We start from the raw sequence: 16,827 nt of genomic DNA on the forward strand, positions 1-16,827 counted from the left end.
GCACGGGTTGCCGCCGGAGTGTGCATGCAACGATCACGTTCTCTCATGATTTCCTTACGCCCGGCAGGGTTGTTGCCGAGTGTGGCCGGAAGGACGCGGCCGGACGGCATGGAATCGTTGCGGAACATAAGCGTTGTCACCGGTTACCGTCCAGCAATAAGGCCCGAAGAGGGTTGCAATTCGCCGGCGGCGCAGTGCGTATTCGACCTTAGCGCCACCCCTTGCGCCTCCCGGCAAGGGGTCACGTGTCACCGCCATGTGGGACAGGCTCGCCCGATTCGCCGGAACCGGCGTATCATCGCCTCCCCATGGCCGGCCCAGGATGGAGCCAAGCGATGGCCAGCATCGAGACTTTCCGGGCGGGTCCTCCCGCCCCGGCCGCACCCGTACCGGAACCGCGGACCGAGGCCGCCCTGCCCGATCCGGCGGCCTTCCGCTGCGAGGACCGGCTGACCGGCCTGCTGGCCTTCGCCCTCGCCGCCGAACGGGGCGAGCCGGCAGCGCCGGAGGCCGTCTCTCGCCTGCAACGTGAAGCGGAGGCGGCGCTTTGTGACCACGCGCTGCGCTATCTTCATAATAATGTCGAGCGGCTGCGGCAGGAGGCGGTGGCCGAGCAGCTCGGGCGGCTTCGCCGTCCACCCGGCTTTCTCCGCCTGATGGCCGCCAACCTCGCGGCGATGGCGCTGGTCGCCCTCGCCGGTGGCTGGCTGGCGATGCACCCCGAAACCCTGGCCGGCATCACCGGCCTGCTGGCAGGCTGACGCATGTCCTTCACCCGCCCCGCTTCCGGTCCCGCCGGCGCCGAATTCTCCGCCGACACCCCGCTCCGCCGCGCCCTCCAGGCCTGCCGCACCCAGTTCATGCTGGTCGGGGTCTTCAGCGGCGTCGTGAACCTCCTCCAGCTCACGACCTCCGTCTATATGATGCAGGTCTTCGACCGGGTGCTGGCCACCCGCGTGCTGGACACCCTGCTCTACCTCTCGATCATCGCGGTCGCCGCCATCGGCGTGCTGGCGGTGCTGGAAGCGGTGCGCGGCAAGGTCATGCAGCGGATCGGCACCTGGGTGGAGCACCGGGTCGCGCCCGAGGGCTTCGTCCGGGCGCTGGAGGGCACGCTGCGCGGCCGGCCCTACCGGATGGAGGCGCTGCGCGACCTGGCGGTCTGCCGCGGCTATCTCGGCTCCCCCGGCGCGCTCTCGCTCTATGACATCCCCTGGGTGCCGGTCTATATCGGCGTCATCTTCCTGCTGCATCCGGTGATGGGGCTGATCGCCCTCGGCGGCGCGGTGGTGCTGTTCGGCCTGACCCTGGCCTCGGAGCTCTCCACCTCCTCCCTGCTGCGCCAGGCGAATACCGCCGCCATGGCCTCGCAGCGCCGGGCGGATGCGATCTCCCGCAATGCCGAGGTGATCGACAGCATGGGGATGCTGCCTTCGGTCATCGGCCGCTGGCGGGAATCGGTCGCGGCGATGACGGTGCCGCAGCAGCGCGCCGCCGACCGCGCCTCCTACCTCGTCGCCATGACGAAGTTCTTCCGCCTCGCGGTGCAGATCGCGATCCTCGGCGTCGGCGCCTATCTGGTCCTCCAGCAGGAGCTGACCTCGGGCGCCTCCATCGCCGGCTCGATCATCATGGGCCGGGCGCTGGCGCCGGTGGAGCAGATGATCGGCGGCTGGAAGCAGCTGGTCTCCGCCCGGCAGAGCTTCCGCCGGCTGCAGAGCTTCCTCGCCATGCCGCGGCTGCGCCCGCCGGGCCTCCCCCTGCCGGAGCCGGTCGGCAAGCTCTCGGTCGAGCGCGTCTCCTACGCCTTCCCGGGCCAGGGCGTCGCCATGATCAAGGGCGTGAATTTCAGCCTCACGCCGGGCGAGAGCTTGGCCGTGATCGGCCCCTCGGCCGCCGGCAAGACCACGCTGATCCGGCTGCTGATCGGCACGCTGCCCGCCTCGGCCGGCACGGTCCGGCTGGACGGCGCCGATGTCTATCAGTGGATGCGCGAGGATTTCGGCCGCCATGTCGGCTACCTGCCGCAGGATGTGGAGCTGTTCGACGGCACCGTCTTCCGCAACATCGCCCGCATGGCGGAAGCCGAGCCGGAGGCCGTCTACGAGGCCGCGAAGCTCGCCGGCTGCCATGAGATGATCCTCCGCCTGCCGAACGGCTACGAGACCGAGATCGGCGATGGCGGCCAGTATCTCTCGGGCGGCCAGCGGCAGCTGATCGGCCTGGCGCGGGCCATGTTCGGCCGGCCGAAGCTGGTCGTGCTGGATGAGCCGAACAGCAATCTCGACGGCGATTCCGAAGCGGCGCTGACCCAGGCGCTGGAGCGGCTGAAGGCCCAGGATACGACTGTGGTGCTGGTCTCGCACCGCCCGACCCTGGTGCAGGGGGTGGACAAGGTGCTGCTGCTGAAGGACGGCGCGATGGAGATGTTCGGCCCGCGGGCCGAGGTGCTGAAGCGCCTGATGAGCCCGCCCCGCCCCGCCGAGGTGCCGAACGGCGCCACGCCCATGCCTCGCCTCGAGGGGAGTGCCGCCCGATGAGCGTCACCACCCAGCCCGGCGGCAACCTGCCGGCCATCGCCCCCTCCTCCCGCGCCCTTGCCCCGATCGGCGGGCGCGAGCTGGGCGGCACCCTGCCGCCCTTCCCCTTCGACCCGCTGCTGGATGCCCCGGCGCCGCGCACCCGTGGCGTCATGGCGGTCGGCCTGCTGGTCTTCCTGGTCTTCGTCGTCGGCGGCCTCGCCTGGGCTGTTTTCGCCCCTCTGGCCGAGGCCTCCATCGCCCCCGGCACCATCCGGGTCGAGGGCACCCGACGGACCATCCAGCACCTTGAAGGCGGCATCGTGCGCGAGATCGCGGCGCGCGATGGCGACAAGGTGCAGAAGGGTCAGGTCCTGATGCGGCTCGACGATATCCAGGCCGATGCCTCGCTCGAGACGCTGCGGGCGCAGCGCTGGGCGCTGATGGCCCAGGATGCCCGGCTGAATGCCGAACTGACCCAGGCCCGCGAGATCACCTTCCCGGCCGAGCTGCTGCAGGCCGCGAATGCCCGGGCGCTCGACAGCGTCGCCGGCCAGCGCGCCCTGTTCGAGGCCCGGACCGCCAGCCTGAACAGCCAGGTGCAGGTCTTCCAGGCCCGCATCGACCAGCAGCAGGCGGTCATCGCCGGCGCCCGCGGCCAGCTCAGCTCCACCCGCCGTCAGCTCGCGCTGATCAAGCAGGAGGAGGAGATGACCCGCGGTCTGGTGAACCAGGGCCTGCAGCGCCTGCCGCAGCTGCTCGCGCTCCAGCGCAGCTTCGCCGGGCTCGAGGGCAGCATCGAGGACCTGAACGGCCAGATCGACCGCGCCAATGGCGCGATCGCCGAGGCGCGGAAGCAGATCCAGCAGACGGTCGAGCAGCGGATGCAGGACAACTCGCAGGAGCTGCGTGATGTCCGCGGCAAGCTGGCCGAGGCCGAGGAGAAGCTGCGCGCCGCCGCCGATGTGGTGACCCGCCGCGACATCGTCGCGCCGGAGGACGGCACCATCGTCAACCTGCGGATCTTCACCCTGGGTGCCGTGGTGAAGCCGGGCGACCCGGTCATGGACCTGGTGCCGGAGCATGACCGCCTGGTCGCCGAGGTGAATGTCCAGCCGAACGACATCGACGTGGTCTATCCCGGCCTCCGCGCCGAGGTCCGGCTGCCCGCCTTCAAGCAGCGGCTGGTGCCCTATATGCACGGACAGGTGACCTGGGTCGCGGCGGACGTGACCACCAATGACCAGACGCGGCAGCAATACTATCGGGCCTTCGTGCTGATCGACCAGGAACAGCTGGCGAGCCTGCCGAACGTCTTCCTCACCCCCGGCATGCCGGTCGAGGCGCATATCCAGATCGGCGAGCGTAGCTTCTTCCGCTACATCACCCAGCCGATCCGGGACAGCTTCCACCGCGCCTTCCGCGAGCAATAGGACCTGCCATGAGCGACAACCGCCTGACCATTCTCGCCGATGGCATCGCCGACGCCAGCGTCACCCATGGGGTGGTCCGGCTGACGCTGGCGCAGACCGGGCCGGACGGGAAGCCGGTGCCCTGCGGCCAGCTCGCAGTGCCGCTGGTGCAGCTTCCCTCCTTCGCCAACAGCCTGCTCAACCTGTTGAAGCAGGTGGAGAACCGGGTGAAGGAGCAACAGGCGGCGGCCCCGGCGGCCACCCCCACCGCCGCCCAGAGCGTCCCCGGCTCCTTCCGCTTCGGCTGAGGATGCCTGGTCGTCGGGGCCTACTGGCCCTGCCGCTGGCCGGCGCCCTGGCGGGCCCGGCCGCGGCCGCCCCGGATGTTGCGCCGATCCGGCGCCGGCTCGCCGGCCTCCGGCTCGGCGCCAATCTGGAACGCTGGTATCCGATCAGCCGCGACAACCAGCCGCGCCGGCTCGGCGCCGGCTGGTGGCGGGACTTCCGCGCCGCTGGCTTCGACCATGTGCGGATGTTCCTGCCCGAGGTCGCCAAGACCGGCTCCGGCACCGAGATCCCGGGCCTGTTCCTCGACGCGGTCCAGGATGCGGTGGGTGCCGGCCTGCCGGTGCTGCTCGGCATGGCCGATTTCTTCCACCAGAATGAACCCTGGGGCGAGCGGGACTGGGCTGCCCTGCGGGAGCGCGCGCGCTTCTTCGCGGGGCGCACCGACCCCGGCATGGTGGTGCTGGCCGCTCTGAACGAGCCGGTCTTCGACGATGCCGCCAGCTGGCTGCCGATGCGCGACCGGCTGCTGGGGGAGATGCGCCGTGCCGCGCCTCGCCACCTGCTGATGTGGGGCGGCCATGAATGGTGCAGCTGGCGGTCGCTGATCCAGCTTCGCCCGCCCGCCGATCCCGCCACGGTCGCCGAAATGCATGACTATGTCGGCGGCGATACGACAGCGGTGGAGGAGCGTTTCGGCGCCGTCGCCGCTTGGCGCGACCGCCACCGGATGCCGGTGCTGGTCAGCGAGCTGGGCGGCGCCGTGGGTCATGAGACGGACCGCGCCGCCTGGGCCGCCGACCTGGCGCAGAGCCTGCCGGTGCTGCGCCGGCTCGGCCTGCCGGCGACGTTATGGTCCTACAGCCACGGAAGCTGGTGGCGCATCCAGGAGGATGACCGCCCCAGCCCCCGCCCCGGCCTATTGCCGCGCGGGTAGCGCGCCCGACGCCACCGGACGGCCGGCGCCCCGGCGCAGCAGCCAGCGCTGCACCGGCACCTCGACGAAGCGCCAGGCCAGCCAGCCCGCGACGAGGCTGGCGAGGAAACCCACCAGCATCAGCGCCACGCGCCCGCCCGGCCCCGGCTGCATCACCCGCTGCAGGCCGACCAGCCCCGTCTCGATGAAGACCCAGCAGAGATAGACCCCGAAGGAAGCCTCGCCGAGCCGCAGCAGCAGGTCCGGCCGGCCGGTCGCCGGGGCAGCCTCCGGCCGGTGCAGCAGCGGGATCAGCGCCGCCAGCGCCAGCACCACCGCCGCATCCTGCGCGAACCAGAGTCCGAGCGGCAGGCCGATCAGCAGCACCGCCAGCAACGGCCGCGGCAGCATCCCCCCACTCGCCAGCCGGCCGATGCCGAGGCCGGTGAGGAATTCGAGGGCGAAGCGCAGCAGCCCGAAATCCAGCGTGTAGTTCAGCCCGATCGTCTCATCCCAGCCCGACATCAGGACGAGGCCGAGCAGCCCGGCGAGCGGCAGCGCCGGCAGCAGCACCCGGGGCAGCCGCCCGACCGCCAGCACCAGCAGCGGGAAGGCGAGATAGCCCGCCCATTCGACCGAGAGCGCCCAGGATGGGTAGTTCCAGGCATGCCGGTCCGTCGTCTCCCAGGCATTCACCATGAACAGTTGCAGCAGGAATTCGCGCGGCGCGAAGCGCTCCGGCTCGCGGATGGTGGCGCCGGCGGCGATGGCAAGGCCGACCAGCAGCGCCAGCGCCAGCAATGCCAGGGCATGCAGCGGCCAGATCTTGGCGAAGCGGCGGCGGAGGAATTGCACCGCCCCCGAAAAGCCGCGCGGCGGCCGCGCCCCATAGCCGAGCCAGAGCGCGAAGCCCGAGAGCAGGAAGAATCCGTCCACGCCGAGATAACCGTGACGGAACAGCGGCGCGAGCGGCGGCAGCACCTCCGACACATGCAAGGACAGGTCGAGGTGATAGATGATCACCCAGCCGATCAGGAAGAAGCGGAGCCGCGTCAGCGCCGCGTCACGCGGCGCCCCGCCATGCCCGCCCACCTGGTTGCCGCCCTGTGCCGCCTGCATGGGTACCGAACCTCCGCGCGAGAAATATCAAGCCTATCGCTGCCACAGGATGCGTCGCCGGCGCATCCCCCCCGGCGGTCACGCTTTCGGGTAAGGCCCGGGGCGGGCTGCAAGCTGACACAAGCCTGATTGGCGATGCCGCGGGCGACATGGGACAACCGTCGGGCATGACGAACCTCACCTCGCCGCTCGCCCAGGTCCTGATCGCCCTGCTCGGGGCGGTGGGGATGCTGCTCTTCGCCCTGTGGCAGCCGAATTATCTGCTGCTCTCGCTGCCGCTGCTGGTCGGCACGCTGGGCGCGCTGGCGATGTATCAGTATCCGCCGGCCATGGTGGCGCTGCTGATCGTCACCTATGGCGTCGGGCTAGACATCCAGCTCGATGGCGGCATGCTCTCGGGCAGCGGTGGCGCGACGGCGACGCTGGGCGCGGCGCTGGTGAAGGTGGTGCCCTTCGCGCTCGCCGGGCTGCTGGCCATCCGCTACGGCATCTCCGATGCGGTGAACTGGCCCTTCCTAGCCTATACCATCATCGCCACACTCAGCATCGTGATCCTGCCGATCGGCCGCATCGTCAGCAATGCCGAGATGATCCGCAGCTTCGTCGGCTCGACGGCGCCCTTCGTGCTGGCCTTCGCGCTCGCGCCGCGGCGGACCTGGACGCTGATCATCCGCGGCACCGCCTTCGTGCCGCTGATCAGCGCGGGCGTGAGCCTACTGACGACCGTCGCCGGCCTCTACCCCGCCTTCGACACGCTGGGCCGCTTCCAGGGCATGCATACCGCGCCCTTCCTCGCCGGCTTCTGCAGCACCGCCATCTTCGCCGCCACCACCGAATATCTGCGCGGCTTCCGCCTCACCTGGCTCATCATCGGGGCGCTCGACCTCGCGGTGCTGCTGGCGACCCAGGCGCGGGCGCCGCTCGGCGCCGTCATCATTTTCGTCCTCGCCGTCTTCCTGCTCTCGGACCGCAAGACCTTCCCGCTGAAGCGCAAGGTGGATCTGGCGATGGGCGGCGGCGTGCTGGGGATGCTGGTGCTCTCGCCGGTGATCGCCTTCGCCTTGCAGCGCTTCATGAACCAGGGCGCCGATACCTCCGGCCGCGACCTGATGTGGCCCTACTTCATCGATGCGATCCAGGCGCGGCCGCTCTTCGGCTATGGGCTCGGCGCCGGCAAGCTGCTGGTCAATCCAGATGATCCGTTGATCAAGCTGCTCGGTTCGACCGCCGCCCATAACGAATATCTCCGCCTCTCGGTCGATGGCGGCATCTTCGGCTGCGCGCTGATCTTCATCTCGCTCATTCTCTGGGTCTGGGTGGGCACGCGGCGGATCGCGCCCGGGGAGCGGCTGATCCTACGCGCCGGCCTGGTCGGCTGGCTGGTGCATAGCGGCTTCGACAACACGCTGATCGCCACCACCTCGGTCATCATGTTCGTCTTCTTCGCCGCCGTCCTGGCCCGCGCCCGGGTGGAGGCGAAGATGGTGCCGCAGGCCAGTGCCGAGCGGGGACGCCACCATCACCGACATCGGCGCGCCGTCGGGGTCGGCTAGCCCTATGCCCGATCAAGCTATCGCCGAGGCCGGGCTGGCGCTGCAGCCACCCCGCCCGTCCCGGCCGCGCCGGCTCGACCTCGACCGGGCGCGCGGCATCGCCATCCTGCTGGTCGTCTTCGGCCATGTGGTGGCGCAGACCGTGCCGCCCGGCGTCGAGTGGTACGAACCGGTGCGCTACGCCATCTACCGTTTCCACATGCCTTTCTTCCTCTATCTCAGCGGTACGGTGGTGGTGCTGTCGGGCGTGCTGGGGAAGCCGGCCAGGCTGGTGGGCCGGCAGCGGGCGGAACGGCTGCTGCTGCCCTTCTTCGCCATCGGCCTGGTGATCCTCTCGGCCAAGCTGCTGGCGCTGCACTTCGCCCATGTCGACAACCCGCCGGAGGGGCTGCTGGGCGGGCTGCGCGACCTGTTCTGGACCACCAGCCACAGCCCGGCGACCTCGGTCTGGTACCTCCTCGTCCTTTTCCTCTGCACCATGATGGGGCTCGGCCTGGCGCGACTCGGCCTGCGCGGGACGGGGCTGGTGGCGCTCGGCCTGCTGCTGCAGCTGCCGGAGGTGCCGGCCATCGCCTATCTCGATCGCTTCGCCTCCCACTTCCTCTACTTCGCTGCCGGTGTCTGGGTCGCCGAGCGCGAGGGGCGGCTGTTGCCTGTCTTCGAGCGCTGGCAGGGCCTCTGGTGGCTGATCTTCGCCGCGGCGCTGGCGCTGGCCGAGGCCGACTGGCTCGGCGATTGGGGAATCCTCGGCATGCGGGGCGCGATGGTGCTCTGTGGCCTGCTCTGCATCCCGGCGCTGCATGGCGCGATGCGGCTGCCGCCGGTCTCGCGCTGGGAATGGCCGCTGGTGCTCGGCCGCTATTCGATGGCGATCTACCTGTTCAACACCCTGGCGATCGGCGCAGCCAAGGCGGCGCTGATCCTGGCCGGCATCGGCTGGACCGCGGGCTGGTTCCCGCTGCATGTCACGGTGGCGATGGTGGCGGGGGTCGCCCTGCCGATGCTGGTGAAGCGGCTGGTATTGCGGCGGATCGCGGTGGTGGACCGCCTGACCGATTGAGCCGCGGCGCGGCGATGACCTCCGAGGTTATTGGGCGGCGGCCCCGGCAGGGCTAGCCTCCGCCCATGGCCAGCTCCCTTGCCCCCATCGCCCCGGCTCCCGGCACTCCGGTCGGCGCGCTGCTGCGTGCCTGGCGGCAGCGCCGGCGCCGCAGCCAGCTCGACCTCGCCCTCGATGCGGAGGTGTCCCAGCGGCATCTCTCCTTCGTCGAAAGCGGCCGCGCCGCGCCGAGCCGCGAGATGGTGCTGCGCCTGGCCGAACAGCTCGAGGTGCCGCTGCGCGAGCGCAACGCGCTGCTGCTCGCGGCCGGCTATGCACCCCGCTACGCCGAACGCGGGCTGGAGGATGCCGATATGGGCGCGGCACGCCGGGCGGTGGAGGCGATCCTGCGCGCGCATGCGCCGCATCCGGCGCTGGCAGTGGACCGGCATTGGCAGCTGGTGGCGGCGAATGACGCGCTCCGGCCGCTGCTGGCCGGCATCGATGATCCGGGGCTGCTGGCGCCGCCGGTGAATGTTATGCGCCTGGCGCTGCATCCGCGGGGCCTGGCGCCGCGCATCGCCAATCTCGGCGAATGGCGGGCGCATCTGCTGGAGCGGCTGCGCCGGCAATGCGACGCCAGTGCCGACCCGGTCCTTGCCGCCTTGCTGGCCGAGTTGGCCGCCTATGACCTGCCAGCGGGGGCGCAGGCGGCCCCATCGCAGCATCCGCCCGGCGGCATCCTAGTGCCGCTCGAGCTGGAGAGCGCGGCGGGGCAACTCTCGCTGATCTCCACCACGACCGTCTTCGGCTCGCCGGTCGAGGTCACGCTGTCGGAACTGGCGATCGAGGCCTTCTACCCGGCCGATGCGGCGACGGCCGAGCGGCTGGCGCAGCTAGCCGCCTAGCCCCGATCCCCGAAGCCCTTCGGATGCGCCGCATGCCAGGCCCAGGCGGTGCGGACGATATCGTCCAGCGCGGCGAAGCGCGGCGCCCAGCCGGTTTCCTCGCGCAGCCGGGCGGAGGAGGCGACCAGCACCGCCGGATCGCCGGCCCGGCGCGGGCCGAAGCTATGCGGCACCGGCCGGCCGCCGATCCGCTCCACGCTGTCGATCACCTGCTTCACCGAATAGCCGGTGCCGTTGCCGATATTGAAGCGGCAGCTCCCCTGCTCCAGCCGATCCAGCACGCGGAGATGCGCATCCGCCAGATCCATCACATGGACATAGTCGCGGATGCAGGTGCCATCATCGGTCGGGTAGTCGGTGCCGAAGACCGTCAGCGGCGGCCTTGTGCCGAGCGCGGCGCCGATCGCCAGCGGGATGAGATGCGTCTCCGGCTCATGATCCTCGCCGATCGCGCCCGAGGGATCGGCGCCGGCGGCGTTGAAATAGCGCAGCGCGGCGGAGCGGAGCCCATGGACCTGGTCGGCCCAGGCCAGCGCCCGCTCGACCATCAGCTTGCTCTCGCCATAGGCCGAGACCGGTGCAATCTCCGCTGTTTCATCGATCGGGATGCTCTTCGGGAAGCCGAAGAGCGCGGCGGTCGAGGAAAGGACGAAGCGGAGGCAGCCGGCCTTCACCGCCGCATCGGCGACGGCGAGGCTGTTGGAGAGGTTCTCCGAGCAGTAGCGCAACGGATCGCGCATGGATTCGCCGACCAGCGAGAGGGCGGCGAAGTGGAAGACCGCATCGAACCGCCAGGCGGCGAAGACCTCGCCCAGGCGGCGGCGGTCGCCGATCTCGGCCACCACCAGCTCGGCCGAGGGCGGCACGGCGGCCCGGTGCCCCTGCCGAAGATCGTCGAGCACGACGACATCGTCGCCGCGCTCGACCAGGGTCTTCACGATGTGGCTGCCGACATAGCCGGCGCCACCGGTGACCAGATACCGACCGCCCATCCGCGTCCTCTTACTCCCGGAAGTAACCGCCATAGCGCGGATGGTAGACCTCGGCATCGGCATAGCCAGACCGGCCATGCACCTTGGCATCCACCTGCGTCAGCGCGGCGCCGACCACGCGGGCATGCGCTTCCTCCAGCAGGCCGAGGGAGTTGCGCACCACCGAGCGCGGTGTGTCACGCCACCTTACGCAGAGGAGTGTGGCATCAGCGAGGCGCGCCACCACCCGCGCATCCGCCATCGCCAGGGCCGGCGGGGCGTCGAGGATGATGAGGTCGTAGTCGCGCCGCACCCGGTCGAGCAACCCTGCCATCGCCTCCGACATGAAGAGGCCGAGCGAGTGGATCTCGGCCGCGCCGGCCGGGATGTAGTCGAGGCTGGAGAGATGGTCGCGGCGGATGATCCGCTCCAGCAGCGCCTGGCCGAGCAGCAGATCGGTGACGCCCGGGGCGCCTTCGCACCGGAAGACCCGGCCGAGCGCCGGCTGGCGCACGTCGCAGTCGATCAGCAGCACCCGCTCCCCGTTCATCGCCGCCGAACGGGCGAGCGCGACGGAGGTGGTGGTCTTGCCTTCGCCCGGCCGGGCGGCGGTGATCACCACCACCCGCGGCGGCTCGGTCCCCAGCCAGAGCGCGGCACGGAGCGTGCGCATGCTCTCGGAGAAGGGGCTGAGCGGCTTGCGGACCACATAGTCCTCGACCTTGTGCCGGCCGAGCAGGCCGCGCTTCAGCATCGGCACCAGCGCCAGGCAGGGCAGGCCGAGCGCCGCCCGAACCTCCTCGCCCGAGCGGATGGTGCTGTCGGCCTGTTCGAGGAACCAGATCACCAGCAGGCCGAAGAGCACGCCGAGGATCGTCGCCGCCATCACGAAGAGCGAGACCTTCGGGAAGCTCGGGATCACCGGGACGGTGGAGGCCGAGAGGATGCGCGCATCCGGCTTCTCGATCGCGGTCTGCGAGACGGTCTGCTGCGAACGCTCGAGCACCGCGCGGAGCAGGCTGCGGGCCGCCTCCGCGTCACGCTCCAGTGCCGCGACCTGGATCTCGGCGCCCTGGCTCTGGTTGAGCCGGCCTTCCTGAGTCTTCAGCGCGGATTCCAGGCTGACGACGCGGGCCCGGGCGGCACGCGCCTCGGAGTCCAGCGCCTGGACCACGCGGCCGGTCTCGCCGCCCACCGCCCGCTCGGTCTCGGCCAGCCGGGACCGCGCGGCGCGGACATCCGGGTGGTTCGGGCCGAGCGTTGCCTGCAGCCGCTCCAGCTCGCGCCTCGCATCGTCGCGGGCGGCGCGGGAGGCGGTGAGGTTGGAGGCGCCGAGCGCGGTGAGGTCGGCACCGCCGCCGCCGCTCTTCGCCGCATTCAGCCGTGCTTCCGCCGTCGCCAGCAGGTTGCGGGCCTCGATCAGGTCGGTGTTGATCTTGCTGACCTGCTCGGTGGCCAGGCCGGCGCTGACGCCGCGCACCAGGCCGGACTGGCTCCGCAGCTCGGCGATCCGGCTCTCGGTCGTCTGCAATTCCTTGCGGAGCTGGGCGACGCGGCCATCGAGCCACTCATTCGCCCGCCGCACCGCGTTGAACTTCGCCTCGAGCTGGTCGGAAATATAAAGTTCGGAAGCGAGGTTCGCCGCATCGGTGGCGAGCTGCGGATCCTCCGAGGTGAACTGCACGGTCAGCACGCGGGAGTTGCGCAGCACGGTGACAAGCATGTGATCGCGCACCGCTTCCGCGGCGGCGGTCTCGGCCTTGTCGTCGGCCGGCCGCGGCACCGGCGCTTCCGGCGCGATCATGTCGGCCAGGCTCGGCGAGAGCGTGGCGACACGGCGCGCGATCGCGTCGAGCCAGCGGTATTTCAGAGTCTCGGGCCGCTTCGCCTCGGCCACCCACCAGGCGAATTCCTCACGGTTCGTGAGGTCGAACTGGCGGACGATGCGGCGGGCGACGGGCAGGCTGCGGATGATGTCGGCCTGGCTGGCCAGCACCGCATCCGTCGTCGTCTCGTCGCGCAGGATGCTCTGCAGCTCCCGCGCCGCGTAGTCCGTCGGCTCGAACATCAGTGTCGCCGAGGCGGTATAGCGTGGCGTGAGCTGCTTCGCCGCGATATAGGCTGCTATGGGGAAGAGCAGCGCGCAGAGCACAAGGACGAAGCGCCTGCGGCGGAGGGCCGCCAGGAGCGCCGTTACCGTCATGCCCTCGGGCTCGATCGGAGCCGCGACGGGCGCCGGGGCGCGGAGTTGCGGCTTGCGGTCGGAGGGAGGCCGCGATTCTACCGGTCTGTCGAGCATGCGGAATTCGTCTTCCTTCGCGGCAAAGGCTGCGGAGAGCTCCGGCAATACGCGTGCTGCGCGAGGCGGGTCAATCAACGGGCTGGCGAACAACGCGGGCATGGGCAAACATCAGCGTGATGAACCAGCCGCGCAAGGAAACGCGAATGTGCCAACGGCGCAGTGCATGGCAGAGGATGGAATGACGATCGGGGATTGAGGTCAGCGCCTCGCCTGATCGCGTTTGTCCCTGCCCGTCCACGGAAAAGGAAAACCGGACGATGCTTCTCCGCCGCGTGCTCTGCCTCTCCCTGCTGGCCGGCGTCGCCGCCTGCTCCACGCCTGGCGCCAACCTGCCGCCGCTGCCGGAAGCGACGGCATCGTCGTACCGCATCGGACCGGAGGACCAGCTCCGCGTCACCGTCTTCAACGACCCGCGACTGACCGGCGATTTCCGCGTCTCGGATGCCGGCACCATCGCGCTGCCCCTGATCGGCACCGTACGCGCCGCCGGCCTCAGCACCACCGAGATCGAGCGCGCGGTCGAGCGCGAGATGCGCGAGAAGAACCTGTTCCGCGATCCCTCCGCCGCCGTGCAGGTGCTGACCTACCGCCCGGTCTTCGTGCTTGGCATGGTGGAACGCGGCGGGCAGTTCCCCTATCAGCCGGGCATGACCGTGCTCAATGCCGTGGCTGTCGCCGGCGGCTTCAACTACCGCGCCATCCAGGACTACGTCTCGATCACCCGGGTCGGGCCGAACGGCCGGGCGCAGGAATACCGCGCGAAGCGGGATTCGCTGGTGCAGCCCGGCGACGCCGTCACCGTCTTCGAGCGGCGGTTCTGAGGCGGGGCCTGCTGCTGGCCGGGCTGCTGCTTGCCGCGGGTCCCGCGGCGGCGCAGCCCGCTTCGGCCTGGGCCGCGGCCAAGATGCCGCTGGCCGGGCCGGCGCATATCATCGGCGGCACCGGGCTCGGCTGCATCGCCGGAGCGGTGCCGCTGCCGCTGGACGGTCCTGGCTGGCAGGCGGTGCGGGTCTCGCGCAACCGCCACTGGGGCCATCCGGCGCTGATCCGCACCCTCGAACGCCTGGCCGGCGAGGCGCGGGCGCAGGGCTTCGCCGATCTCTGGATCGGCGATCTCGGCCAGCCGCGCGGCGGGCCGATGCCCTATGGCCATGCCAGCCATCAGGTGGGGCTGGATGCCGATATCTGGCTCGACCTCTCGCCCAAGCCGCCGCTGCCGCCGGCGGCGCGGGAGACGATCGATGTCGCCTCCCTGGTGCTGCCGGATGAGAGCGGGGTGGACCCACGGGTCTGGCGGCCACGCCATGCGGCGCTGATCCGCCTCGTCGCCGAGCAGCCGGGGGTGGACCGCGTACTGGTCAACCATGCCATCAAGCGGGAGCTCTGCCGGATCGCGCCCGGGGCGCCCTGGCTGCGGCTGGTGCGGCCCTGGCGCGGCCATGACAGCCATATGCATGTGCGGCTGCGCTGCCCTGCCGGCCAGGCGGATTGCCGCGACCAGGCGCCGCCCCCGCCCGGGGATGGCTGCGACGCGACCCTCGACTGGTGGCTCACGCCCGAAGCGCGGCATCCCACGCCGCGTCCGCCCGGCCCCCCTCCCCGCCTGCCGGCGGCCTGCGCCGGGGTCCTCAGCGCACCCTGACTGAAATGAAGCGTTCCTGGCGCGGATTCACGCTCCGGGACGATGACATCCCTCCGCGATCCGCTACCAGCGCCGCGCCGGCCCGCAATCGAGATGCACGAAGCCGTCGCGCCGGTAGAGGCCGACCCCACCGATCTGCATCTCCGCCGCCAGCCGGGCCATGCCCATGCTCTCCCGCCCGATCAGACGCACATCCGCTGCCATGCCCGACATATGCAGGCTGGCGCGGGAGACCCGGCGGGATTCGCGGGCGCGGGCGGCATTGGTCTCCGGCGCCCGGTAGCCGCTGACGACCTCATAGCCCTCGCTCGCCTCCATCCGCTGGGCCACGGCGGCCAGCACGTCGAAGAGACGCGGATCCATCGGCGTCGCCTCCTCCATGGAGGGGTCGCGCAGCACCCAGTCGAGCTGCTGCAAGGCCTCCCGGTCGTAGCGGCCATCCTGCCAGTAGATGCCGTCGAAGCTCTCGCCGGTCTGCAGCCGCTGGATGGCGATTCGCCGCGGCGCGCCGCCCAGGATCTGCGCCGGCGCGGGCGCCGCGGCGCAGGCCAGGCCGAGGCCGAGCGCGCCGCGCAGCAGGCTGCGGCGTCCGGCCGAATCGCAGCAGGGGCAGCCGAGCATCAGCGCGGCCCGGCGCTGGCGACTCGCGTCCGGCCACTATCCATGGCGCGGGCATAAGCCTCGTCGAGGCCATAGAGGTCGGGCCGCAACCGCACCTCGCCGCGCTCCACCACCGCCGTCGTGTAGTGCAGCCGCACCGGGATGGAATGCGGCAGGGCGACTCCGGTGGTCACCCGACTGGCCAGCACCCGGTCGGCCCGTGCCCGGTCCCAGCCCGGCACGCCCTGGAGGACCGCGTCCAGCAGCTCCATCGGCCGCTCCAGCCGGATGCAGCCGGAGGAGAAGGCGCGGTCCGGCCGGCGGAACAGGTGCCGGTCGGGGGTGTCGTGCATATAGATGTCCTCGGTATTCGGCATGATGAACTTGATACGGCCGAGGGCATTGATCTCCCCCGCATCCTGCCGGACGACATAGGGGAAGCGCTGCGGGTTCACGCTGGCCCAGTCGATGGTGGTGGGGTCGATCTCCACCCGCTGGCCATCGACCCAGGAATAGACCCGGAAGCCCTTCTCCATCATGGCGCGCGGGTCGCGGCGGAAGCGCGGCAGCAGGTCCTCCCGCGCGTTGCGCTCCGGCACGCCCCATTGCGGGTTGAACTGCACCGCATTCAGCCGGACCCGCAGCATGGGCGTGGCGCGGGCCGGCTTGCCGACGATGACGGCCATGTCGAGCAGGGTCCGGCCGCCTTCCTCCAGCGTGAGGCGCTGATGCGGGACATTCACCTCGATATGCCGCTCGGCCGGCGGCGCGGCGGCGGCACGGCGCATGTCGAGCGCGACGCGCAGCTGGCGGACCGCGATCTCGGCCGGGCGGTTCAGCGCGGCGAAGGTGATGCGGCCGATCCGGCCATCCGCCTCCAGCCCCTCGGCCGCCTGGAAGCGGCGGACCGCGGCGACCAGCGCATCATCATAGGTGTCGTCGCCGCTGCGCGGCACCTGCGGGTCGGTGAAGGCGAGGCGGGCGCGGAGCAGCGGCACCCGCGGATCGGCCATGCCCGGCTCCAGCGTATCCGGCCCGGCGCTCGGCACTGGCGGGAAGCCGCCGGCAGCCACCCGGGCCCGGGCGAGGGCCAGGGCCCGCTTCAAGGCCGGGGCCTCGGGCGGCAGCAGGGCGGCGCGGTCGATGACCGTGGCCGGCTCCGGCGCCGCCTGCAATTCGGCCAGCCAGGGGCCGAGCGGCACCGCGGCGGTGTCGCGGCGGATGTCGGGCCGGTTCGGCAATTCCACCACCCGGCCATGCAGCAGGTCGGTCAGTGCCGCCAGCGAAGCGCGCAGCAGCGCCGCCTGCCACCCAGCCGGGTCGGCACGGGATTGAGAGTCGGGCGGGATGCCATAGGCACGGGGGTCGAGCCCGTCCTCATCCAGCCGGCGCAGCCGGTCCGCGAGGCGCAACAGCGCCTCCTGCCCCGGCAGGGCCTGGGCATAGCGGACCTGCGGGGCCGGGCGAGCCTGGCCCGGCAGCACCGGGACAAGGGCGAGGAAACCGACGAGGGAGAGGATCGCACGCACGCCCTGGTGCATACATCCCCCGCCCCCTTCGC

At 71.1% G+C, this 16,827-nt stretch carries 15 protein-coding genes; 10 read left to right on the forward strand and 5 right to left on the reverse strand.

Annotated features, from left to right (window positions below):
* Nucleotides 1-335: 335 nt before the first annotated feature.
* The 5 genes from JMJ55_RS11425 to JMJ55_RS11445 are packed head-to-tail and all read left to right on the forward strand — an operon-like array spanning nucleotide 336 to nucleotide 5,153.
* Nucleotides 336-761, forward strand: coding sequence for a hypothetical protein (locus tag JMJ55_RS11425; RefSeq protein WP_202825683.1), 426 nt, complete (start codon nucleotides 336-338; stop codon nucleotides 759-761).
* 3 nt (nucleotides 762-764) lie between these two features.
* On the forward strand, nucleotides 765-2,540 hold the full coding sequence (locus JMJ55_RS11430; protein ID WP_202825684.1) for a type I secretion system permease/ATPase: 1,776 nt from the start codon (nucleotides 765-767) through the stop codon (nucleotides 2,538-2,540).
* Nucleotides 2,537-3,952, forward strand: a complete 1,416-nt coding sequence (locus JMJ55_RS11435; RefSeq protein WP_202825685.1) for an HlyD family type I secretion periplasmic adaptor subunit — start codon at nucleotides 2,537-2,539, stop codon at nucleotides 3,950-3,952. The genes JMJ55_RS11430 and JMJ55_RS11435 overlap by 4 nt, the downstream gene beginning before the upstream one ends.
* A gap of 8 nt (nucleotides 3,953-3,960) precedes the next feature.
* On the forward strand, nucleotides 3,961-4,239 hold the full coding sequence (locus JMJ55_RS11440) for a hypothetical protein (protein ID WP_202825686.1): 279 nt from the start codon (nucleotides 3,961-3,963) through the stop codon (nucleotides 4,237-4,239).
* Nucleotides 4,240-4,241: 2 nt separating this feature from the next.
* Nucleotides 4,242-5,153 (forward strand): cellulase family glycosylhydrolase, encoded by a 912-nt coding sequence (locus JMJ55_RS11445; protein ID WP_202825687.1) that lies wholly within the window; start codon nucleotides 4,242-4,244, stop codon nucleotides 5,151-5,153.
* On the opposite strand, the gene JMJ55_RS11450 is transcribed toward JMJ55_RS11445, so the two are convergent.
* Nucleotides 5,136-6,251: an acyltransferase family protein gene (locus JMJ55_RS11450; protein WP_202825688.1), complete on the reverse strand. Its 1,116-nt coding sequence runs from the start codon at nucleotides 6,249-6,251 to the stop codon at nucleotides 5,136-5,138. The genes JMJ55_RS11445 and JMJ55_RS11450 overlap by 18 nt on opposite strands.
* A gap of 167 nt (nucleotides 6,252-6,418) precedes the next feature.
* On the opposite strand from JMJ55_RS11450, the gene JMJ55_RS11455 reads away from it, so the two are divergent.
* The 3 genes from JMJ55_RS11455 (at nucleotide 6,419) to JMJ55_RS11465 (ending at nucleotide 9,751) form a co-directional block, all read left to right on the forward strand.
* On the forward strand, nucleotides 6,419-7,804 hold the full coding sequence (locus JMJ55_RS11455; protein ID WP_202825689.1) for an O-antigen ligase family protein: 1,386 nt from the start codon (nucleotides 6,419-6,421) through the stop codon (nucleotides 7,802-7,804).
* Nucleotides 7,805-7,808: 4 nt separating this feature from the next.
* Nucleotides 7,809-8,864: an acyltransferase family protein gene (locus JMJ55_RS11460; protein ID WP_202825690.1), complete on the forward strand. Its 1,056-nt coding sequence runs from the start codon at nucleotides 7,809-7,811 to the stop codon at nucleotides 8,862-8,864.
* Nucleotides 8,865-8,929: 65 nt separating this feature from the next.
* Nucleotides 8,930-9,751 carry a helix-turn-helix transcriptional regulator gene (locus JMJ55_RS11465; protein WP_202825691.1) on the forward strand — a complete coding sequence of 274 codons (822 nt, stop codon included), beginning with the start codon at nucleotides 8,930-8,932 and terminating at the stop codon, nucleotides 9,749-9,751.
* Here the strand turns inward: JMJ55_RS11465 and galE are convergent.
* Nucleotides 9,748-10,743, reverse strand: coding sequence for a UDP-glucose 4-epimerase GalE (galE, locus tag JMJ55_RS11470; protein ID WP_202825692.1), 996 nt, complete (start codon nucleotides 10,741-10,743; stop codon nucleotides 9,748-9,750). The genes JMJ55_RS11465 and galE overlap by 4 nt on opposite strands.
* 10 nt (nucleotides 10,744-10,753) lie before the next feature.
* A complete protein-coding gene (locus tag JMJ55_RS11475) occupies nucleotides 10,754-13,021 on the reverse strand; it encodes a GumC family protein (protein WP_202825693.1) in 2,268 nt (755 codons plus the stop codon).
* A gap of 260 nt (nucleotides 13,022-13,281) precedes the next feature.
* Between JMJ55_RS11475 and JMJ55_RS11480 the strand changes: the two genes are divergently transcribed.
* Both JMJ55_RS11480 and mepA read left to right on the forward strand, forming a co-directional pair.
* The gene (locus JMJ55_RS11480; protein ID WP_202825694.1) at nucleotides 13,282-13,845 is read left to right on the forward strand and encodes a polysaccharide biosynthesis/export family protein; all 564 of its coding nucleotides are present in this window, start codon (nucleotides 13,282-13,284) and stop codon (nucleotides 13,843-13,845) included.
* A gap of 26 nt (nucleotides 13,846-13,871) precedes the next feature.
* Nucleotides 13,872-14,666 carry a penicillin-insensitive murein endopeptidase gene (gene mepA / locus JMJ55_RS11485; protein WP_268885300.1) on the forward strand — a complete coding sequence of 265 codons (795 nt, stop codon included), beginning with the start codon at nucleotides 13,872-13,874 and terminating at the stop codon, nucleotides 14,664-14,666.
* A 63-nt stretch (nucleotides 14,667-14,729) separates the two neighbouring features.
* Here the strand turns inward: mepA and JMJ55_RS11490 are convergent, their stop codons facing one another.
* Entirely contained in the window at nucleotides 14,730-15,287 is a 558-nt protein-coding gene (locus JMJ55_RS11490; protein ID WP_202825696.1) for a DUF882 domain-containing protein, read from the reverse strand.
* Nucleotides 15,287-16,795: a L,D-transpeptidase family protein gene (locus JMJ55_RS11495; protein WP_328702611.1), complete on the reverse strand. Its 1,509-nt coding sequence runs from the start codon at nucleotides 16,793-16,795 to the stop codon at nucleotides 15,287-15,289. Before JMJ55_RS11495 ends, JMJ55_RS11490 begins: the two co-directional genes overlap by 1 nt.
* Nucleotides 16,796-16,827 lie beyond the last annotated feature (32 nt).

The organism is Belnapia mucosa (assembly GCF_016775475.1).
GTDB lineage: Bacteria > Pseudomonadota > Alphaproteobacteria > Acetobacterales > Acetobacteraceae > Belnapia > Belnapia mucosa.

Excerpts from the sequence above, each read along its gene's own strand:
- JMJ55_RS11435 (WP_202825685.1), top strand. The coding sequence starts at position 2,537 with ATGAGCGTCACCACCCAGCCCGGCGGCAACCTGCCGGCCATCGCCCCC.
- JMJ55_RS11425 (WP_202825683.1), top strand. The coding sequence starts at position 336 with ATGGCCAGCATCGAGACTTTCCGGGCGGGTCCTCCCGCCCCGGCCGCA.
- JMJ55_RS11450 (WP_202825688.1), bottom strand. The coding sequence starts at position 6,251 with ATGCAGGCGGCACAGGGCGGCAACCAGGTGGGCGGGCATGGCGGGGCG.
- JMJ55_RS11440 (WP_202825686.1), top strand. The coding sequence starts at position 3,961 with ATGAGCGACAACCGCCTGACCATTCTCGCCGATGGCATCGCCGACGCC.
- JMJ55_RS11460 (WP_202825690.1), top strand. The coding sequence starts at position 7,809 with ATGCCCGATCAAGCTATCGCCGAGGCCGGGCTGGCGCTGCAGCCACCC.
- galE (WP_202825692.1), bottom strand. The coding sequence starts at position 10,743 with ATGGGCGGTCGGTATCTGGTCACCGGTGGCGCCGGCTATGTCGGCAGC.
- JMJ55_RS11430 (WP_202825684.1), top strand. The coding sequence starts at position 765 with ATGTCCTTCACCCGCCCCGCTTCCGGTCCCGCCGGCGCCGAATTCTCC.
- JMJ55_RS11445 (WP_202825687.1), top strand. The coding sequence starts at position 4,242 with ATGCCTGGTCGTCGGGGCCTACTGGCCCTGCCGCTGGCCGGCGCCCTG.
- JMJ55_RS11455 (WP_202825689.1), top strand. The coding sequence starts at position 6,419 with ATGACGAACCTCACCTCGCCGCTCGCCCAGGTCCTGATCGCCCTGCTC.
- JMJ55_RS11480 (WP_202825694.1), top strand. The coding sequence starts at position 13,282 with ATGCTTCTCCGCCGCGTGCTCTGCCTCTCCCTGCTGGCCGGCGTCGCC.
- JMJ55_RS11475 (WP_202825693.1), bottom strand. The coding sequence starts at position 13,021 with ATGCTCGACAGACCGGTAGAATCGCGGCCTCCCTCCGACCGCAAGCCG.
- JMJ55_RS11465 (WP_202825691.1), top strand. The coding sequence starts at position 8,930 with ATGGCCAGCTCCCTTGCCCCCATCGCCCCGGCTCCCGGCACTCCGGTC.
- JMJ55_RS11490 (WP_202825696.1), bottom strand. The coding sequence starts at position 15,287 with ATGCTCGGCTGCCCCTGCTGCGATTCGGCCGGACGCCGCAGCCTGCTG.